General features: G+C 69.3%; 17 protein-coding genes. 7 read left to right on the plus strand and 10 right to left on the minus strand.

Annotation, left to right across the window (positions count from 1 at the left end; all coding sequences use genetic code 11):
* Window positions 1-58 precede the first annotated feature (58 nt).
* The 7 genes from OG562_RS35050 to OG562_RS35080 form a co-directional block, all read right to left on the minus strand.
* A complete protein-coding gene (locus tag OG562_RS35050) occupies window positions 59-697 on the minus strand; it encodes a GAF domain-containing protein (RefSeq protein WP_266405327.1) in 639 nt (212 codons plus the stop codon).
* Window positions 697-1,368 (minus strand): ATP/GTP-binding protein, encoded by a 672-nt coding sequence (locus tag OG562_RS35055; protein WP_266405328.1) that lies wholly within the window; start codon window positions 1,366-1,368, stop codon window positions 697-699. The genes OG562_RS35050 and OG562_RS35055 overlap by 1 nt, the downstream gene beginning before the upstream one ends.
* Window positions 1,340-1,747: a DUF742 domain-containing protein gene (locus tag OG562_RS35060; RefSeq protein ID WP_057608332.1), complete on the minus strand. Its 408-nt coding sequence runs from the start codon at window positions 1,745-1,747 to the stop codon at window positions 1,340-1,342. Before OG562_RS35060 ends, OG562_RS35055 begins: the two co-directional genes overlap by 29 nt.
* Window positions 1,744-2,259, minus strand: a complete 516-nt coding sequence (locus OG562_RS35065; protein ID WP_266405329.1) for a roadblock/LC7 domain-containing protein — start codon at window positions 2,257-2,259, stop codon at window positions 1,744-1,746. The genes OG562_RS35060 and OG562_RS35065 overlap by 4 nt, the downstream gene beginning before the upstream one ends.
* Window positions 2,260-2,331: 72 nt before the next feature.
* Complete coding sequence (locus tag OG562_RS35070) at window positions 2,332-3,846, minus strand: sensor histidine kinase KdpD (RefSeq protein WP_266405330.1); 1,515 nt, start codon at window positions 3,844-3,846, stop codon at window positions 2,332-2,334.
* A 25-nt stretch (window positions 3,847-3,871) separates the two neighbouring features.
* Entirely contained in the window at window positions 3,872-5,773 is a 1,902-nt protein-coding gene (locus OG562_RS35075) for a glycoside hydrolase family 15 protein (RefSeq protein WP_266405331.1), read from the minus strand.
* 229 nt (window positions 5,774-6,002) lie between these two features.
* The gene (locus tag OG562_RS35080) at window positions 6,003-6,509 is read right to left on the minus strand and encodes a DUF6415 family natural product biosynthesis protein (protein WP_266405332.1); all 507 of its coding nucleotides are present in this window, start codon (window positions 6,507-6,509) and stop codon (window positions 6,003-6,005) included.
* Between the two features lie 189 nt (window positions 6,510-6,698).
* Here OG562_RS35080 and OG562_RS35085 point away from each other — a divergent pair, with 189 nt between their 5' ends.
* Complete coding sequence (locus tag OG562_RS35085; RefSeq protein WP_266405333.1) at window positions 6,699-8,087, plus strand: Tat pathway signal protein; 1,389 nt, start codon at window positions 6,699-6,701, stop codon at window positions 8,085-8,087.
* A gap of 72 nt (window positions 8,088-8,159) precedes the next feature.
* On the plus strand, window positions 8,160-8,660 hold the full coding sequence (locus OG562_RS35090; protein ID WP_175435692.1) for an SAM-dependent methyltransferase: 501 nt from the start codon (window positions 8,160-8,162) through the stop codon (window positions 8,658-8,660).
* 62 nt (window positions 8,661-8,722) lie between these two features.
* Here OG562_RS35090 and OG562_RS35095 read toward each other — a convergent pair whose 3' ends face one another.
* Window positions 8,723-9,232: an ATP-binding protein gene (locus OG562_RS35095; RefSeq protein WP_266405336.1), complete on the minus strand. Its 510-nt coding sequence runs from the start codon at window positions 9,230-9,232 to the stop codon at window positions 8,723-8,725.
* Window positions 9,233-9,363: 131 nt separating this feature from the next.
* Here OG562_RS35095 and OG562_RS35100 point away from each other — a divergent pair, with 131 nt between their 5' ends.
* The gene (locus tag OG562_RS35100; protein ID WP_266405337.1) at window positions 9,364-10,605 is read left to right on the plus strand and encodes a helix-turn-helix transcriptional regulator; all 1,242 of its coding nucleotides are present in this window, start codon (window positions 9,364-9,366) and stop codon (window positions 10,603-10,605) included.
* 74 nt (window positions 10,606-10,679) lie between these two features.
* Here OG562_RS35100 and cutA read toward each other — a convergent pair whose 3' ends face one another.
* Window positions 10,680-11,000 (minus strand): divalent-cation tolerance protein CutA, encoded by a 321-nt coding sequence (gene cutA, locus OG562_RS35105; protein WP_266405338.1) that lies wholly within the window; start codon window positions 10,998-11,000, stop codon window positions 10,680-10,682.
* 880 nt (window positions 11,001-11,880) lie between these two features.
* Between cutA and OG562_RS35110 the strand changes: the two genes are divergently transcribed.
* The 4 genes from OG562_RS35110 (at window position 11,881) to OG562_RS35125 (ending at window position 16,369) form a co-directional block, all read left to right on the plus strand.
* Complete coding sequence (locus OG562_RS35110; RefSeq protein ID WP_266405339.1) at window positions 11,881-13,086, plus strand: tyrosine-type recombinase/integrase; 1,206 nt, start codon at window positions 11,881-11,883, stop codon at window positions 13,084-13,086.
* Window positions 13,087-13,543: 457 nt separating this feature from the next.
* Window positions 13,544-14,845: a 4-carboxymuconolactone decarboxylase gene (pcaC, locus tag OG562_RS35115; protein WP_266405340.1), complete on the plus strand. Its 1,302-nt coding sequence runs from the start codon at window positions 13,544-13,546 to the stop codon at window positions 14,843-14,845.
* A 70-nt stretch (window positions 14,846-14,915) separates the two neighbouring features.
* Window positions 14,916-15,551 carry an MBL fold metallo-hydrolase gene (locus OG562_RS35120; protein WP_266405342.1) on the plus strand — a complete coding sequence of 212 codons (636 nt, stop codon included), beginning with the start codon at window positions 14,916-14,918 and terminating at the stop codon, window positions 15,549-15,551.
* A 38-nt stretch (window positions 15,552-15,589) separates the two neighbouring features.
* Window positions 15,590-16,369 (plus strand): exodeoxyribonuclease III, encoded by a 780-nt coding sequence (locus OG562_RS35125; protein ID WP_266405344.1) that lies wholly within the window; start codon window positions 15,590-15,592, stop codon window positions 16,367-16,369.
* Window positions 16,370-16,403: 34 nt separating this feature from the next.
* Here the strand turns inward: OG562_RS35125 and OG562_RS35130 are convergent, their stop codons facing one another.
* A complete protein-coding gene (locus OG562_RS35130) occupies window positions 16,404-18,197 on the minus strand; it encodes an SGNH/GDSL hydrolase family protein (RefSeq protein WP_266409685.1) in 1,794 nt (597 codons plus the stop codon).
* Between the last annotated feature and the right edge of the window lie 182 nt (window positions 18,198-18,379).

Consider the following 18,379-nt stretch of genomic DNA (forward strand, 5'->3'; position numbering starts at 1 on the left):
CGCAACGTGGAGCGGCCGGGGATCGACTACGGCTCCCGGGTGGGGGTGGTGGAACGGCCTAGCGGACGGGGGCGCGGACCATGTGGTCCATCACCTGGGCACCGGCGTTGATGACGATGTCCCTGAGCCGTTGGGCCTCGCTCAGGGGGCGCTTCTCGGGGTCGATGACGCACACCGTGCCCAGCACGGTGCCGCTGTCATGGACGAGCGGGGCGCCGAAGTAGGAGCGGATCCCGACGGCGTCGACCACGTGGTTGCCGCTGAAGCGCGGACTGGCGTGCACGTCGTGCAGCGGGAGAGCCTTCTTGCGGGCCATGACGTCCGGGCACCAGCCGTGGTCGCGGCTCATGGTGCGGCCGACGATGAAGTACCCGCTGTCCGCCGGCGGCTGGTGCAGCCCGACGAAGGTCTGCTCCTCCAGGAAGAGATTGACGAACCCGTACAGGAACCCGGCCTTGGCGGCCATGTCGCGGGCCAGGTCGTCCAAGTCCTCGCTCGCCACGGTAGGCACGCCCAGGCGGTTGAGTAGCTCGTACCGCTGCGCCAGCTCCGGTGCCTGCTGGGTCTGTGGCCCGGTGACGGCGGTGGCGGGCGGGGTGATCAGCCCGCGGTCGGCGTCCCGCGTGCCGCGTCGCGGCAGGGACAGTGCGGGTGGGGCGGTCGGCGATGCGAGGTAGGGGTTGGGGTGATGTGACATCAGGCGTCCTGGAGGTTGGTAGTGGGCGTGTGGTGAACGCGGCTCGCGGAGGCGTTCTTCACGGCGTGGCCGACGAGGGTCAGCAGGACGCCGGCGACGTGGTTCGGGTCGCGGGCGTCACAGGTGATCACCGGTACGGAGGCAGGGAGTTCGAGGGCAGTGCGGACCTGCTCGGGCTGGTAACGGTGCGCTCCGTCGAACTGGTTGATGGCGACGACGAAGGGCAGGCTGATGTCTTCGAAGAAGCTGATGGGAGTGAAGCTGCTCTCCAGACGGCGGGTGTCGACCAGGACGACCGCCCCGACGGCGCCGCGGGAGAGGTCGTACCAGAGGTCGACGAACCGGTCCTGGCCGGGCGTGCCGAACAGGAACAGTTCCAGGGGTACGGGCGCGTCGGGCAGGCTGAGGCGGCCGAAGTCGAAGGCGACCGTGGTGGTCTGCTTCGCCTCGATGCCCGCCAGGCTGTCCACGTCAGCGCTCGCCTCGGTCAGGTACTCCTCCGTGCTCAGCGGCGCGATCTCGCTGACGGCGCCTACGGCGGTGGTCTTGCCCGCGCCGAAGCCCCCGGCGATCACGACCTTCAGCACGGTCGGCGCGGCGCCGGCGCGCGGGTGCGGCGAAGTACGCAGCACCGCGCCCGGGTCATCCGGCCTGGGGGTAGGCGATGGCATCAGGCCACTTCCTCTTCAAGCCCGCTGAAAGGGCTGCCAGCAGTTGGGTAGACGGACCGGATTCCGCGCCTGTATCGGCATAGGGGTGGGTGAGGGGGACGACCAAGGCGTCGGCGTCCAGGAGGTCCGAGACGAGGATCTTGACGGCGGTGACGGGCCGGCCAAGTCGTCCCGCCAGTTCGACCACCGATCGTCGGCGCTCCCGGCACAGGGCGAGGATCTCCTCGCATTCCTCGGCCTGGGCCGGGCCGGGCCTTCCCCGTCCTGCTTCCAGCACGGTTTCCAGACCGAGCAGGTGCCGCGGCCTGGTCCGCCCGCGCGTCAGGGTGTAGGTCCGCACGAACATCGACTCCTCGGTCGCGCGGCCGTGTGTGCTCACCGGACCTCTCCGCCCGTGCCGACGCGGACCGGGATCAGCATGTAGGGGGCGAACTTCTGGACGAGGCGCCCCATCTCGAATCCGACGGTGCCCGCATCGGCGTCCGTGGTTGCGATGACGGCGAGAATCGTGTCCACCTCACCGCGTTCGTTGCCGGGGTGGTTGTCGAAGGCCGCGCTGCGTCCGGCGCTCTGAACAAAGAAGAGGCAGTCGTCGCGCTCGATGATGACCTGCCGGGCCGGCCTCTTCTTGTGGCTGGGGCCGGTGATGTTCGCCGCGAGGGAGGCAACTCCGCTGAGGGCGGCCGACAGTTCGTCCGCCCAGTCCTTGTCGACGTCGCTGTCCAGCAGCCGCAGTCCGTCGCGCGACAGCAGGACGGCGTGCGTGACGCCCGGGACGTCGGAGGCGAACTGACGCAGCAGCCAGGCCATGTTGTCCCGCTGTCCGCTTGCAGTTGTCTCGGTTACGAGCGCGTCGCCGGTCACGTTGTCCATCGCGGGGTGGGTGCTCATAGGGATCGCTCCAGAAGGGGGAAGGGCGCCCGTGGATGTAACGGGCCACCGGGAACGTCGAGGGACGGGGGCTCAGGGCGCGGGCTGCTCTGTCGAAGCGGCGGAAGAACCGGCTCTCCCGCCGGCCTGGATGCCGTTGCGGAAGGCGGCTGCGAGCCCTGGCGTCGCCCCGGTCACGGGGGCTTGCTCCCGCTCGCGCGATGGACGGAACGAGCCGGCCTGACGTCTACGCGTGGGAAGAGCGGGCGCATCAGCAGAGTGACCTGCCTCTACGGCTCCTGGTGCCCCCACATTGCCGGGGTGTGTGACCTGGCCTGCCGTCGGGACGGCTGGAGCCGCGGCGACCTGCTGCGGCGGAGCGGATGGGCGGGCTTCCTGGTGCCGCGCGGTCGCATCGTCGACAGAGGGAATCGCTACCAGGAGCCGTGCCGGGATGACGACGAGGGCGGTGGTCCCTCCTGTTACGTTCTCCTGCAGGAGAACGGACAGCCCGTGCGACTGGGCGATCTTCGCGGCGACCAGCAATCCGAGTTGGCCGGCCCGGACTTGGCCGCTGACGTCGACTTCGTCGGGGGCTTTGAGCAGGTGATTCATCTGCGCCCGCGTCTGCGGATGCATGGGAATAGCCCGGTCCTCGACTTCGACCGCCAGCCCGTTCGCCACGCGCTGCGCACGCACCATCACCTTCGTCGCGGGATCGGAGCACTCGCAGGCGTTCTCGATCAGCTCGGCCAGCAGGTGCGTCAGGTCCGGGCCCACATGGCCGGGAAGACCTAGCTCGGCGCCCACGGACCCGGCGGCGACGGACACACGTGGATACTGCACGACCTCGGAGACGGCGCCGCGCAGTGCCGTCGCGACGGGAACGGGCCGGCGCACGCTGCGCAGGGACTGGCCGCCCAGCACCGCAGTGCTCTCGACCTGGCGACGCATCCGTGTCACGAGGTGATCGATCTCGAAGATCTTGGCCAGTAGCTCCGGGTCGTCGGTCAGCATCTCCAGCTCGCTCAGTGCCTGAAGCGCCTTGCCGACCAGTGCGTGCTCGCGCATGGCCAGACGGCGCAGCACTTCCAGGAGGACGACGGACTGGGACTCGTCGTGCACCCGTATCAGCGACGCGATGGCCTGCACCTGGAGGGCACTCAACGCCGTGTTGATCTCGGCGTTCGGACTGGCCGACGTTGGCGCCTGCAGGTCCGGCAGCGGCGGGCGTCCCCCGCGGCACAGCTCATCCGCCGACCACTGCACCGACTTCTCGACGGCCGCCGCTGCCCCCGCAACCGCTGCCAGTGCCGCTGCCCAGTCCTCCTCCGCGGTCGCCTGCACGGCACCTGCCGCCATGCGCGCTCCGCGAGCCGCCGCCGTGGCGACCCCGGCCAGTCCGCAGACCAGGCCGGCCAGGAGCCACCCGGGGCCTACGGCGGACACCGACCAGAGGGGGAAGGCGGCACCCAGCAGCGCGGCTAGCAGCACCAGGGGCAATGCCACGGCGCGGCGGACACGATGCAGCGTGAACGCGTCGATCGGAGGCCGCCGTCTGCGGTGGCCGGTAGCGGCCGGCCGTGCCGGGAAGGCGCTGTCAGGCATGGGAATCCTCGTCAGGTGGGGGTGACTAAGCGTGTTGCGGCGTCAGGTCTGCGCGGATCTGGCGTGTGCTGCGTGGGGCCGAACGGGGCGTCGGAACCGCGACCGCGCCGCGGTGGTGTGAGGACTGCGTCGACAGGAGCTGAAGGAGCCGGGCGCTCTGGATCAGGCCCATGTGGCTGAACGCCTGCGGAAAGTTGCCGAGCTGGCGCTGTTGGACGGGGTCGTACTCCTCGGCAAGGAGCCCGAGGTCGTTGCGCAGAGCGAGGAGGCGTTCGAACAGGGCGTGGGCCTCGTTGAGGCGGCCGATCAGGGCCAGGGCATCGACGAGCCAGAAGGAGCAGAGGACGAAGGTGCCCTCATCGCCCTTCAGGCCGTCCACCCCGGTACGGTCACCGATGGTCGGGTAACGGCGCACGAACCCGTCCGGCGAGGAGAGTTCACGGCGCACTGCGTCCACGGTGCCGATGACGCGAGGGTCGTCGGGCGGCAGGAAGCCGACGCGGGGGATCAGCAGCGTGGCGGCATCCAGCTCTTGGGAACCGTAGGACTGGGTGAAGGTGTTGCGCACCGGATCGAAGCCCTTGGTGCAGACCTCGTGGTAGATGGTTGCCCGCAGCTCGACCAACGGGGCTACATCGATGTGGAGGGCACCGGCCTCGGTCAGGCGGATGGTGCGGTCGACCGCCACCCAGGCCATCACCTTGGAGTGGACAAAGTGCCGGCGTGCTCCGCGGATCTCCCAGATGCCCTCGTCGGGCTCCTGCCAGCGCTGTGCCAGGTGCTCGATGAGTCGATGGTGCAGCACGGCGGTGTCGGCACAGTGGGCGACACCGCTCTCGTGTGCGAGGTACAGGGTCTCGATGACCTCGCCGTACACGTCGAGCTGCAGTTGGTCCGCCGCCCCATTGCCGACCCGTACCGGGGTCGAGCCCTCGTAGCCGGGCAGCCAGGACAGCTCCCGTTCCCGCAGGTCACGCTCTCCGGTGATCCCGTACATGATTTGCAGGTTTTCCGGATCACCGGCCACGGCGCGCAAGAGCCATTGCCGCCATGCCTGCGCCTCCTGCCGGTACCCGGTCCCCAGGAGCGCGGCCAGCGTCGTGGAGGCGTCCCGCAACCAAGTGAAGCGATAGTCCCAGTTCCGGTTTCCGCCGATCTCCTCTGGCAGCGACGTGGTCGGCGCCGCGACGATCCCACCGCTCGGCTCGTACGTCATCGCCTTCAGCGCGATCAAGGATCGAACCACGGCCTCGCGATATGGCCCCTCGTAGGTGCAGTCTCGTGTCCAGTCCTGCCAGAACGTGAGTGTCTCGGTCAGCGCGGCCTCGGGGTCGGGAACGTCGGGCGCCGCTGCGTGGGACGGGCACCAGCTGAGGACGAACGCCACGCTCTGCCCGGCGGCGACGGAGAAGGCACTGACCATGACGCCGTCCTTCTCCACCTGCGGGACGCAGGTGTCGAGCCACAGAGCGTCTGCGCCGGCCTCCGCGACCATGCGCCCACCGACCTCGTGAATCCACGGGCTGACGCTGCCGTACCCCGGCCGTGGACGCATGGCCGAGATCATGGAGACCTCACCGGTCAGGCCCTCGACGATGCGGATCACCTGCGGTGCCCCGTCGCGCTGTGGCATGAAGTCCAGGACACGGACGGAACCGGCCTGGGTGCGCCATACCGATTCGAGGACGAGCGAGTCACCGCGGTACCGGCGCTGGGCGACTGCTTCGGAGCGGGAACGGTCGGCAGGAGCGGCCGGAGCGATCCGCCAGGTGCCGTGTTTCTGCGTGCCGAGCAAGCCGGTGAAGACGGCCGGCGAGTCGAACCGGGGCAGGCACAGCCAGTCGATCGAACCGTCATCGCAGACGTGGGCACTGGTCTGCATGTCGCCGATCAACCCGTACTGCTCGATGCGCGGAAGCCGTTTCATCGTGTGGATCTCCGTGAGCCCCGCAGGTTCGGGGCGGTATCGGGACCGCCGCAGCGGCCGGGAACGGTGGGAAGAGGAGAGGCCGGTGGTTACCGGAGTGAGGAAGGGGCGTTTCGGGGCGGCGGCAAGTCCTCGTCGGCCCCTGCAGGGCTGGCCGCGCGCTCGCCGCGAAGAACCAGCCAGGCCATCGGCCCGAGGACCAGCCCGATGACGACGGCCCCGGTCACCGTCATGTCCGCGGTACCGAAGCGGCGAAGACGAGACAGGCCAGGGCGACGGCGAAGACCGCCCCGCGCATCAGGTTGATCTGCGGCTTCCGCCAACGCCGCCCGCGTCGCCCGCGCTTCGATCGGATCGGCCCGGGACCGCCCCGTTCCACGTCTGCCATTAGCTCCTGGGTGGCTTCGGCAAGCTTGACCAGGTACACCCGGCTCGGCACGTAGCCCTCGGGAATGCTTTCGGAGCAGAGCCGTTGCGCCCGCACCAGGACAGGGCTGCCCAGGTCGGTCCGTGCTCCCAACTGAGCGACGTGACCGCGCAGAAGTCGAACGAGGTCCTCTACATCGGCAGCGTTCTCGGGCAGCGGCGAATCCTCGCCCAGCACGAGCGTTGCCGTCTCCGACGCGGCAACCACGTGATCGCGCTCTGGCGCCAGCACCACGGTGGCGGACTCTCGCCGCCCGCGCCCGCCTCCGATCTGGCTGTCGCCTCGGCGATGGTCCAGCGAAAGGCGCATGACACAACTCCTGTTCGGATTAAGCCAAAGTGAGCCCAAGTCACCAAGTGGCACCGACGACTGACGTGCGAAGTGAGTGATCTGGTCGCTACGTTGAGCGAACCGTGAATCACGGCCGAGCGGTATGCCCACACCGCCCGCAGGGCCGTCAAAGGCGTCAAAGATCATTTCGGAACCGAGGGGCAGTCCATGGCCCGTGAACGCAACGTCGTCCTCGCCGCACTTCTGCGCGAAGCAGGCTGGTCCCAGCCACAAGCAGCCGCCGCGGTGACCCGCGTGGCCGCGGAGAGCGGAGTGCGCGAACTTGACGCGATCTCCCGCTCGCACATCGCCATGTGGGTCCAGGGCACAAAGCCCAGTGGCAGAGCGCCGCATATCCTGCGCGAGACGCTGTCCCGCAGACTCGGCCGCCGCCTCTCCCTGGCCGACCTCGGGCTGGAAGAAGCGCCGACAGGCACGACCGACACCGGATCCGACTGGAGCGTCGACCCTCTGACCGCACTGGCCGAGCTGGGAAGCGACGATCTCGATATGCACCGACGTAAGCTGCTGGCCACCGCCGCCTACTCCGCGGCTGGCCTTGCCCTGCCCACTACCTCGTGGTGGGCAGCCGCCCCCGCTGCAGCGGCGAACCGCCGACCGGCATCCTCGCGCTCGGTGACCCAGGCGGACATCGACGACGTCCGCGATCTCACGGTTTACTACTCCGCGCGCGACCAGCAGCGAGGCGGCGCTTCCGGCCGCAAGGCCCTCGCCAGCCACCTGCTCGACGGTGCGGTACCGCTGCTTGGCGGCCGATTCCGTACAGATCAGCTCCGCCGCGACACGTACTCCGCCGTGGCGGAGATGACTTACCTCGCCGGTTGGATGGCCTTCGACGCCAGTGAACACCGCACTGCCCAGCGCTACCTCACCATTGCCGCCCGCATCGCGGCGGAAGCTGGAGACGGACCGCTCGGTGGTCATGTCCTGCGCGCCCTCGCCCACCAGGCCGTGGACCTCGGGCATCCACGCCGGGCGCTGGACCTGGCAGACGCCTCGATGTCCCGCGACCGCTACGGCCAGGCCAGCCCTCGTGAAAAGGCGCTGCTGGCGATCGTCCATGCACGCGCCCTCGCATCCGATGGCGACCGGGCCGGCACCCTCGCGGCCATTAGCCGCGCGGAACGGGACCTCGCCCGCGCCGACGCCACCGAGGCACCGGCCCGCGTCGGCTTTTTCCAGGAAGCCTCCCTCGCACACGAGACGGCCTGCGCTCTGCGTGACATGGGCCAGCCTCGGGATGCGGAGATCCACTTCAAGCGCAGCGTGGCCACGCGCCGACGCCAGCAGTTCGCCCGTACCCACAGCGTGACGCTCGGCTACCTCGGCGCTGTCCAAGTCCAGCAGGGACGCCTCGACGAGGCATGCGCAACCTGGAACGAAGCACTCGACGCCATGGCCGGTATCCAGTCCGGGCGAGCCCGCGACGTCATCGTCCGCATGCAGAGCGACATCTCGCCCGTCCGGCAGCGCGGTGGTCGCTACGTCGCCGAACTGGACCGTCGCGCGCGAGGCATGTTGCGCGCCATAGGCTGACCACAGAACGGTTTCGCGGCGCTGACCGGAGGCCGCCGCGCACGCTACGCCCAGGGAGAGGAACGAGCGCTGATGCCGACCTACGAGGTCAAGTCGATCGCAACGGTCGTCGGCGGCCACACCCGCGTACAGGACGACTACCAAGGCGGGGTCGAATCGATCATCCGGCTCGACGACGCGTATCCCCTCGAAACGCTGCAAGGAATCGAGGAGTTCTCCCACCTGACCGTGACCTGGCGCTTCCATCTGGCCCGACCCGAAGACGTTCAGCTCCACGCACGCAGTCCAAGGGGAAACCAGAACTGGCCGGCGACCGGTACGTTCGTCCACCGCAACCACCGGCGCCCCAACCAACTGGCGGTCAGTTACCCGCGGTTGCTCAAGGTCGAAGGCAGGGACCTCCTGGTCACCGATCTCGACGCCGTCGACGGGACGCCCGTGATCGACCTGGCACCGTACTTCGAACAGATGGGGCCTCAGGGCCCGATCCGTCAGCCCGCATGGCCTGGCGAGATGCTTGAACCGAACTACTGGGCGAAGGCAAGCGAACGGCCCTCCGAGCGTCCCCTGTAGGGGAAGTGACTGAGCTGCCCGACTCGTCAACCGCATGGCCGGGAACCATTTGGCAGTCTGGCTCAACCCGCAGCCCTCGCATACCGGAACTCACACCACGTCTCCTCGCCGCTGCTCTCCCACGCGTCTGAGATCGCATCGACAAGCCGGATCCCTCGACCGGATTCACCGTCGGGTCCGGCTTCCTTGAGTACAGCTGGGGCCGGATGGTGATCGGTGACCGAGACGCGCACCACGTCGACGGCCACCGTGATCCGGAGCACCACTTCTCCCTCACCGTGAATCACGGCGTTGGTGACCAGCTCCGAGACGGCCAGTACGACGACCCCCGCCACCGGCTCCGAAACACGGCACCGCCGCAGGAACGCCCCGGCTGTCTGCCGCATCTCCCCAACTTTCGCGAGATCAGGGAGAAAGGCCGCCTGACAGCCATGGGATGCCGCCGGTATGCCTGCCATCGCCGATGTGCTGTGCCGGTCTTCGTGAACCGACCTCGCGCATGACATGCCTGCCACGTCGGCAAAGCTACGGATGCCCCCGCGCGGCGGGGTCTCCTCTTGGAGCCTGGTCATGGGGGCTATCGCACCGCGTGGCGACGCCGTCGGCCAGGGGAATCCAGAGGGGGAAATATCTGTCAAGGGGGAAAGGCGGAGGGGGAATTGAGGCCATGATTGGATTCCGCCCACCAACAGAGGTCACACTCATGCCAGATCCGTTCGCCGACCTGCTCCTCCGGCTCCGGCAGGAGGCGGGCAGGACGCAGGAGGAGCAGGCAGACGCGATCAACGCTGTCTCCGGCCGGGACACCATGACCCGCCGAGAGATCAGCCGCTATGAGAACTTCGAGAACGTCCCTACCAATCACACAATCGCCCACATCGCGGCGGCCTGCGGTGTGCCCTTCGAGGAGCTACAGCGGGAGGCCAAGGCTGCCCGCGCTCGGAAGAGAAAGGGGCATGCCAATGCAGAGGAGGACCAGGACGCCGTGAAGCGTCGCACGCTGCTGGGTGGCGCCGCTGTCGGCGTGAGCGCGGCTGCCGAGCCCTGGGGGCGCCTCGCCTTCGCCCTCAGCAATGGGTCCAAGATCGATTCGCCCTCCGCCGTCGCGCTCATCGATCGGGCCGCTGAACTACACGTCCAGGAACTCGATCTCAGCGCCCGGCGGCTACAAAGCACGGTCGAGTCGCATCTTGACGCGATCACCGCGGCTCTGCCTCGTGCCGGCGAGCACGAGCGGGCTCTCACTATCGCCGCCGGAGAAACCGCCGCCCTGGCCGGTTGGGTTGCCTGGGACCTGGGTGAGCACGACAAAGCCGACGCCTACTACAAGGTCACGTCGCAGTGCGCGACGACCGCCGGGCACCCTCCGCTCCGAGCCCTGGCCCTGACCTACAGCAGCTACGGCGCCTCGACGCCGAAGGCGAAGTTGGAGTTCCTTTCCCAGGCGGCCAGCGATGTGCGAGGCCACGGCAACGCTACTGCTGCCGCTTGGGTCCTCGGCAGGCACGCCGAGGAGGCTGCGGCGGCCGGCGACGAGATGGGGGCGCTCCGGGCGTTGGAGCGAGCGCGCTTCGCCTACGACTTCGCGGATCACACCAACGAGCAGGCGTGGGTCCGGTTCGTGACCCCGTACCGCATGGACTCGCTGGCCCTCTCTGTATACGGGCAGTTGGGGCGTCCCGAACTCACCGCTGCAGCAGACACCGCAGTCGACCGCCTCGGAGACGAACTCCCGGACGGAGGCGTCGTGGTCCTCGGTGATCTCGCTTCGGCCCTGCTGCGTGGAGGTGACGTCGACCAAGGGGTCTACGTGTCACGCCAGTTCGCCGCAGCAGCACAGGCCAAACCCAACACGATGGGCAAGGAGCGCGCATCGACTATCGCAGCGTCGCTCCCAGACCGTGAGCAGGAGCTCGGCAGCTATCTACGGCAGTTCGCTTCCTGAGTCCCCACACGCGGTTGGCGGGTAAGCCCAGGACGCGAACGCCGTCGTACGGCCGGCCCGGCGCTCCGCAGAACCTATGCCGTCTCCTCGACAACCCAAGACAGGTATGCCTCCGACCCTCCGGTCACGGGCAGCGTGATCCACTGGGGAACGTCGTACGAGTGCTTCTCGTGCAGCCACGCCTCCAGTGCCGGGAGACGGTCCGTCGTAGTCACATACGAGATCCGCCACTCCTGCGCCGTCTCGACCTTCCCCTTCCACCAGTAGAAAGCTGTGATCGGCGCATCAATGTGAACGCCTGCTGCCAGCTTGCTCTGGACCGCGCCACGGGCCAGCGCCTTCGCCTGATCCTCGTTGTCGCTGGTCGTCTGCGCGATCACAATCTCGTTGGCCATGCGACTACCTCTCCAGCTCGGGTACCGCGACCCTACCCAGCCGTCCAGCGCGCATCGAAGTCGGTAGCTACCGGTGAAGGCGGGCGGGACTCAACCAGCGACCTGGACCACTGAGACAGGCAGCAGGCCATTCAAACGCTTGGCGACCTGAACGCGTGGACCGCATAGGTGCGTGACCTCACCGGGGTGTTGTGTCGTCCGTTGGGCTTCGTACTGACCGCAAGGCAGGCCGGCGAGCCCCTGACTTCCGAGGGCGACAGCGCGTCGGCGGGTGCCTAGCGGAGAGCGAGCGGCGGCCCGGACGAGGTCGGCCGATAGGGCGAATTCTTTCCGTGTCCTCAGGCTGACTCGGCATTTCGCCCATGGCAGACGAGAAAGGGGCTCGAAGGACTGGAACCCTCTCCGGGTGTATGTCAACGTACAACACCTCGGAAGTGCGAGGCCGGTAAGCGACCCGCCTGGAGATCCGATGAGGAGCATTTCCGCCGATGCGCGTCCTCCGATCAGTCCGGCCGACCGCCCCTGTCCGCTTACTCTTTGTGCGATACACGGTGGACCGTTCATGCCGGATCCACATACGGGGGCGGATCGATTGGCGTCGAGGCTGGCAGTCGGGGCGAGCCTCTTTTCGGAGCGCGAGCGCAACATAGACCAAGATTGCCGGTTAGCCAAACCGGCGATCGTCGCGACCATTGAGCAGGTCCGCATTTGGCTGTACTTGGCAATGGAGCCGTAGCGGACACAGAAGAAGGCAGCGCTCCCCAAACCCCCGGGGAGGGAGAGGAGGAGCATCGGCTACCGCAGCGGTGATACCCGCGGCACCCTTCGCTGAAGCGCAGCGGCCCCTCCGCCCGCGTGCAGTTTCCACACCTCAAGGAGAGTGAGTACTCTGTCCGATCCCATCAAGAAACTTCCACCGAACTCGAAGGGGAAGGTTCGATACCGGTTTGTTGTCGACGCAGGAATCGACCCCGATACTGGTAAGCGTAAGCAGTTGAGGCGCACCTTCGACTCGTTGAAGGAAGCTAGGGCTGAGTACGCGAACATAACTAACCGGCGGCATGATGGGTCGCTTGTGCCGCCCAACAAGATCACCGTGAATGAGTGGCTCGACCGATGGCTGGCCATGAAAGCGGAGGATCTCGAAGAAACCACCATCTACAACTACGGGATTACCCTGGACCGAGTTCGGGGGAGGCTCGGCAATATCCGTCTCCAGGACCTTACTGAAGAGCACGTGGAAGATTGGAGGGACTGGGCGCTGGCGCATGGCCGCGTGCGTGGTAAAAGGGCCGGGACGCCACTCAGTGTCACGAGTGTGGATATGAGCCTCGCTCGGCTGAAGGAAGCGCTGGGGAGAGCCGTTACCCGGCGGTTGGTGTACGTCAATGTCGCTGCGCACGTGACCATTCCCCGGAGAGCGCGCAAGGATGAACGGAAGACTAAAGAGGAGGTGCCGCCCTGGAACGTCCAGGAGGTTCAGAAATTCATCCATGGAATTAGGGGTGAGCGTCTCTATGCTGCGCTTCTTCTTTCGCTGATGGGGCTTCGTCCAGCTGAAGTCTGCGGCCTCCGGTGGGAAGACGTTGACTTGGAGAACGCCACGATCGTCATTGCCAACACGCGCACGATGATGGGCAACCGGTACGTGGTGGAGAAGGACACCAAGTCTCTTGCGGGTGAGCGGGACCTGCCGCTGCCGGCGCTGGTGCTGGGAGCCCTCAAGGCATTCCGGGCTCTCCAAGCCGAGGAGAGGCTCGCTCTGGGGGAGGCGTACACGGTGTCGGGCTACGTGCTGGCGCATGAGACGGGCGACGCCTTCACGATCAAGCAACTCCGCCGACGCGCGTACCGGCTTATGGAGCTTCTCGGGCTCCGTCGCGTCAGGCTCTACGACGCACGCTCGTCGTGCTTCACCTTCCTGGCCAACAACGGCGTCCCGGACCACATCCTCGCGCGATGGGCCGGACATACGAACGTAAAGACGACCAAGCGGTGGTACGTCAAGCCGGATGTAGAAGATCTTCGCGGAGCCGCCACCACTTGGGATGGCCTGCACGGGGGTGCGGCAGAGGGGCAAGAGTGAGCCACGCGGACTATGAGCCGAGCGACTTGCGCGCCGTATGGCCTGCAGGAATGGGGCGAGGGGGCTTCGGAGACCGTTTGCTGGTTTTGGACCGGTGGCTGTAGCTGAGAGCATCCGGCTACGGCCAAGCCTTCTACCAAGCGTTCACCGTGTGGTGTTTAAGCTGCTGTTGGGCGGGATTTCGGAAGGTTTCCAGGTGGATCACGCCGAGCCTCGTTCGTGCCACCACACTCGATGCTGCTTCCTGAACCGTCTGGAGGCCGTGATCAAAGAGGAAAGCGTCGCTCGTAGCGACTGAAGGAGGGCACTCGCCCGGAGGGCCCACTGCCGACACGGCCACGAGTACATGCCGGAGAATGTATACCTGGGTTCTCGTTGGCAGGACCGGAGCGGGGCAAGGCCCGCTAGGTCCACCCCGGCGATGTGACATCTCGTGACAGATGAGAGGCTCAGACGGGTGAGCGAGACACCACCGAACACCCTGCAATACCGCTTTGACGGGCCAGAAGACGCACCTGTCCTGATCCTGGGTCCCTCCCTGGGTACCACATGGCACATGTGGGACCGTCAGGTCCCCGAGCTGGCCCAGCAGTGGCGGGTCTTCCGGTTCGACCTGCCCGGCCACGGCGGAGCCCACGCCTACGCGGTGGGCTCCGTGTCCGACCTGGCCGAACGGCTGCTCGCCACCCTCGACGGGCTCGGCGTGCAGCGCTTCGGCTACGCGGGCTGCGCCCTCGGCGGGGCGGTCGGCGTCGAGCTGGCCCTGCGCCGCCCCGAGCGCGTCGCCTCGCTGGCGCTGATCGCCGCCTCCCCGCGGTTCGGAACCGCGGACGAGTTCCGCCAGCGGGGCGTGATCGTGCGGACGAACGGCCTCGACCCCATCGCCCGCACCTCGCCCGACCGCTGGTTCACCAGCGGGTTCGCGGCCGCGCAGCCCGCGATCACCGAGTGGGCGGTGCAGATGGTGCGCACCACCGACCCCGGCTGCTACATCGCGGCCTGCGAGGCGCTCGCCGCGTTCGACGTGCGCGCCGAACTCGGCCTGATCGGCGTGCCGACGCTGGTCCTCGTCGGCTCGGACGACCAGGTCACCGGCCCCGCCGAGGCGCGGACGCTGGTCGCCGGGATCCCGGACGCCCGCCTCGCCGTCGTGCCCGGAGCCTCGCACCTGGTGCCGGTGGAGCAGCCCGCGGCCGTCACCGACCTGCTGGTCCGGCACTTCTCCACCGCCTGGCAGCCCGCCGTCGACTCCGGCACCGGGCAGACGGCCGTCCCGGGCATCCCCGTCCGGGCGGTCCTCGCCGCGCCCCCGCAGCCCGTGGCCATCGCGGAGATCGCGCCCGCCCCCGTCCTGGAGCCCCCGCAGGTCATGGGTCGTCCCGACCCCTACGACACCGGGCTGAAGGTGCGCCGCGAGGTGCTCGGCGACGCGCACGTGGACCGGGCGCTGTCGCAGGCCGACGACTTCTCGGGGGACTTCCAGGAGTTCATCACCCGCTACGCCTGGGGCGAGATCTGGGACCGCCCCGGCCTCGACCGGCGCTCCCGCTCCTGTGTCACGCTCACCGCGCTGGTCGCCGGCGGTCACCTCGACGAGCTCGCCTTCCACACCCGCGCCGCCCTGCGCAACGGTCTGACCCCGGACGAGATCAAGGAGGTGCTGCTGCAGGCGGCCGTCTACTGCGGCGTACCGGCGGCGAACAGCGCGTTCCGGGTGGCGCAGCAGATCATCCGGGAGGAGACGACTCCCACGGAGTGAGGGCCGGCCTGGTAGCGAAACCACCCGGCTGAGCCGTCCGCGCACCGGGCGCGGACGGCAGGATGGACCCATGAAGCTCACGAAGAAGTCGCACGCCTGCATCCGTCTCGAGAAGGACGGCCGGACACTCGTCATCGACCCGGGCGCCTTCACCGAGGAGGACGCCACGCTCGGCGCGGACGCGATCCTGGTCACGCACGAGCACCTCGACCACTTCAGCGAGGAGCGGCTGCGGGCGGGTCTCGAGGCGAACCCCGCGGCCGAGATCTGGACGCTGAGGTCGGTCGCGGAGAAGATCTCCGCCGCCTTCCCCGGCCGCGTCCACACCGTCGGCCACGGCGACGCCTTCACCGCCGCGGGCTTCGACGTCCAGGTCCACGGCGAACTGCACGCGGTCATCCACCCGGACATCCCGCGCATCACCAACGTCGGCTACCTCGTCGACGACGGCCGCGTCTTCCACCCCGGCGACGCCCTCACCGTCCCCGACCACGCCGTCGAGACGCTGATGCTCCCGGTCATGGCCCCCTGGAGCAAGATCTCCGAGGTCATCGACTACGTCCGCGAACTCAAGCCCCAGCGCGCCTACGACATCCACGACGCCCTCCTCACCGACCTCGCCCGCCCGATCTACGACCACCAGATCGGCGCCCTCGGCGGCGCGGAGCACCTGCGGCTGGCGCCGGGGGAGGCCACGGTCCTGTGAGTGTCTGACTGTCAGAGGCGCCCGGTAGGTTGTGAGGCATGCGCATCGCGACCTGGAACGTGAACTCGATCACCGCCCGTCTCCCGAGGCTCCTGGCCTGGCTGGAGAGCAGCGGCACCGACGTGCTCTGCCTGCAGGAGGCCAAGGTCGCCGAGGCCCAGTTCCCGGTCGACCAGCTGCGCGAGCTGGGCTACGAGTCGGCGGTCCACGCGACCGGCCGGTGGAACGGTGTGGCGGTGCTCTCCCGCGTGGGCCTGGCGGACGTCGTCAAGGGCCTGCCAGGCGACCCCGGCTACGAGGGCGCCCAGGAGCCCCGCGCGATCTCCGCGACCTGCGGCCCGGTGCGCGTCTGGTCGGTGTACGTGCCCAACGGCCGGGAGGTCGACCACCCGCACTACGCCTACAAGCTCCAGTGGTTCGAGGCCCTCAAGGCCGCCGTCGCCGGGGACGCGACCGGCAGCCGCCCCTTCGCGGTCCTGGGCGACTACAACGTCGCCCCGACCGACGACGACGTCTTCGACACGGCCGCCTTCGAGGGCCTCACCCATGTCACCCCCGCCGAGCGCGCCGCCCTGACGTCTCTGCGCGAGGCGGGCCTGTCCGACGTCGTGCCGCGCCCCCTGAAGTACGACCACCCGTACACGTACTGGGACTACCGCCAGCTCGCCTTCCCCAAGAACCGCGGCATGCGCATCGACCTGGTCTACGGCAACGAGCCGTTCGCCAAGGCGGTCGAGGACTCCTACGTCGACCGCGAGGAGCGCAAGGGCAAGGGCGCCTCCGACCACGCACCGGTCGTCGTCGACCTGGACGTATAGCCCTCAGCAGCCCTCACCGCTCCGCGGACGGTCCTCACAACAGCTTCAGGTCGACCGCCTGCGCGAGGGCCGCGTACCCCGCGTCCCCGGGATGCAGATGGTCCCCGCTGTCGTACGCGGGCAGCAGGCGGGCGGGGGCCGCGGGGTCGCGCAGGGCGCGGTCGAAGTCGAGGACGCCGTCGAAGGCGTCGGCTTCCCGGATCCAGGCGTTCACCACGGCCCGCTCGGCCTCCACCGCCGCCGTGCACCGCGTGGCGCCCCCGCACGGCAGCAGCGTCGCCCCGAGCACCCGCACCCCGCGCTCCCGGGCCCGCACGGCGATCTCCCGCAGCCCCTCGATCACCCGCGCCGCCTGCGTCCCGTCCCCCAGATCGTTGATGCCCTCGAACACGACCAGCGTGCGCACCCCGGTCCGCGCGAACACGTCACGGTCGAGCCGGTGCACCGCGCTCACCCCGGCCAGATCCTTCGAGACCCCGTCACCGGGATAGCGGTCGGCGACGACCCGGTTCCCCGAGATCCCCACGTTGAGCACGCCGTAGCGCGGCACCGCGTCCTGTCGGCGCAGCCGGGCGGCCAGCGCGTCCGGCCACCGCCGGTTCGCGTCCGTCGTCGACCGGGACCCGTCGGTGATCGAGTCCCCGAGCAGCGCCACCGCCCCGACGCCGTCGCCCACGTCCACTCCGGTCAGCAGCGGCCAGCTCGTCACCGTCGAGGTGTACGCCGTCCCGCCCGCGTCCGCCGTATGGTCGCCAGGCTCGCTGACGTACGACCGCTGCACCGCGAGCCCGTGCACGGGCGCCGAGGCCACCGTGCCGGGGAGGTGGAAGCTCACCAGCAGATCGGCGCCCGCGGGCACCGCGAAGGCCAGCGGATCACTGACCGCCTGCGCCCCCGCGGGCACCTCGACGCCCGCCGCGCCCCCGAAGGACAGCGGCACGGGCGTGCCGTGCGCCGCCGCGCCGCCGTGAGCCCGCCGCCGTGGCACGCCCCGCGCCCCCGCAGGCGTCCCCGCGGCTGCCTCCGGGCCCGGGGCCGCCCGCACCGCCACCGTCGCACCGCCGATACGCAGCGGAGCGGAGGCGAAAGCGTTCTCGAACCGCAGGCGCACCCGCGGACCGCCCGCCGACGTGTGCACCACCAGGCGCAGCGTCCGGTCGGTCCACGGCCCCACGGCCGGATGCCCGGACGTCGCCGTCGCCCAGCTCCCGGTCCACCCCGGCGGCGCCGCGCTGCGCCGGGAGAGCGCGAACACGTGCAGGTCCGGGGCCACGGGGAGCCGTACCGAGGCGATCTCGCGGCTCCGCGCGAGCGGGACCGTCACGACGTACAGGCGGGCCTTCTCGGTGAGTTGGCCGGCGGGGGTGGTGATGTGCGGCAGGGCGAGCGCCCGGGTGGCGAGGGGGCCGGTGCGCCAGTCCGGGGCGGTCAGCCGGTAGGGGGAGCGGGAGCCGTCGGTGTACTGAACGGTTCCCGGGCCGCCGGCTTCGGCGCCGCCGGTGCTCGTGACCAGGAAGGCGAGGGCGTCGCCCCGGCCGGCGAGGCGGACGGACTGTCCGGCGGCGCGCACGTTGTCGGGGACGCCCGGCGCGCGGCGCGGCCAGCGCAGCCGGGCGCCCTGCACGGTCGGCGCCCGGCCCGGCGTCCAGCCCGCCGCCGTGAGGTCCCGCGCCGACAGCGAGGCGCCCGTGCCGTCCAGGTCCGCGGTCCCCGGACGGGCGTCGTCGCCGACGGCCGTGTTGTCGTAGAGCGCCTCCAGCGGGAGCGGTCCGGCGGCCCGCGCGGGCGGGGGCGCGAGGAACGGCGCGAGCAGGACGATCGGGACCATCAGGAAGGGGCCCACCCCGGGGAGACCCCGGACACCTCGGCGCACGTACCGACTCCTCCCGCACCGGCCGATGATCAGCAGCGTCTCGCGACGCTAGGGAGCCGGAACGCGCCGGTCAACGCGCCATGCGCGGCGGGCGCGGACATTCGACCGGAAGCGCTTGCCCGCGCGCCTGTGGTGCG

It is taken from the genome of Streptomyces sp. NBC_01275 (genome assembly GCF_026340655.1).
In the GTDB taxonomy this organism is placed as follows: Bacteria; Actinomycetota; Actinomycetes; order Streptomycetales; family Streptomycetaceae; genus Streptomyces.

Coding starts and splice junctions, on each gene's coding strand:
- OG562_RS35120 (WP_266405342.1), top strand. CDS start 14,916: ATGAAGCTCACGAAGAAGTCGCACGCCTGCATCCGTCTCGAGAAGGAC.
- OG562_RS35075 (WP_266405331.1), bottom strand. CDS start 5,773: ATGAAACGGCTTCCGCGCATCGAGCAGTACGGGTTGATCGGCGACATG.
- OG562_RS35070 (WP_266405330.1), bottom strand. CDS start 3,846: ATGCCTGACAGCGCCTTCCCGGCACGGCCGGCCGCTACCGGCCACCGC.
- OG562_RS35085 (WP_266405333.1), top strand. CDS start 6,699: ATGGCCCGTGAACGCAACGTCGTCCTCGCCGCACTTCTGCGCGAAGCA.
- OG562_RS35130 (WP_266409685.1), bottom strand. CDS start 18,197: ATGGTCCCGATCGTCCTGCTCGCGCCGTTCCTCGCGCCCCCGCCCGCG.
- OG562_RS35065 (WP_266405329.1), bottom strand. CDS start 2,259: ATGAGCACCCACCCCGCGATGGACAACGTGACCGGCGACGCGCTCGTA.
- OG562_RS35095 (WP_266405336.1), bottom strand. CDS start 9,232: ATGACCAGGCTCCAAGAGGAGACCCCGCCGCGCGGGGGCATCCGTAGC.
- OG562_RS35050 (WP_266405327.1), bottom strand. CDS start 697: ATGTCACATCACCCCAACCCCTACCTCGCATCGCCGACCGCCCCACCC.
- OG562_RS35080 (WP_266405332.1), bottom strand. CDS start 6,509: ATGCGCCTTTCGCTGGACCATCGCCGAGGCGACAGCCAGATCGGAGGC.
- OG562_RS35100 (WP_266405337.1), top strand. CDS start 9,364: ATGCCAGATCCGTTCGCCGACCTGCTCCTCCGGCTCCGGCAGGAGGCG.
- cutA (WP_266405338.1), bottom strand. CDS start 11,000: ATGGCCAACGAGATTGTGATCGCGCAGACGACCAGCGACAACGAGGAT.
- OG562_RS35125 (WP_266405344.1), top strand. CDS start 15,590: ATGCGCATCGCGACCTGGAACGTGAACTCGATCACCGCCCGTCTCCCG.
- OG562_RS35090 (WP_175435692.1), top strand. CDS start 8,160: ATGCCGACCTACGAGGTCAAGTCGATCGCAACGGTCGTCGGCGGCCAC.
- OG562_RS35055 (WP_266405328.1), bottom strand. CDS start 1,368: ATGCCATCGCCTACCCCCAGGCCGGATGACCCGGGCGCGGTGCTGCGT.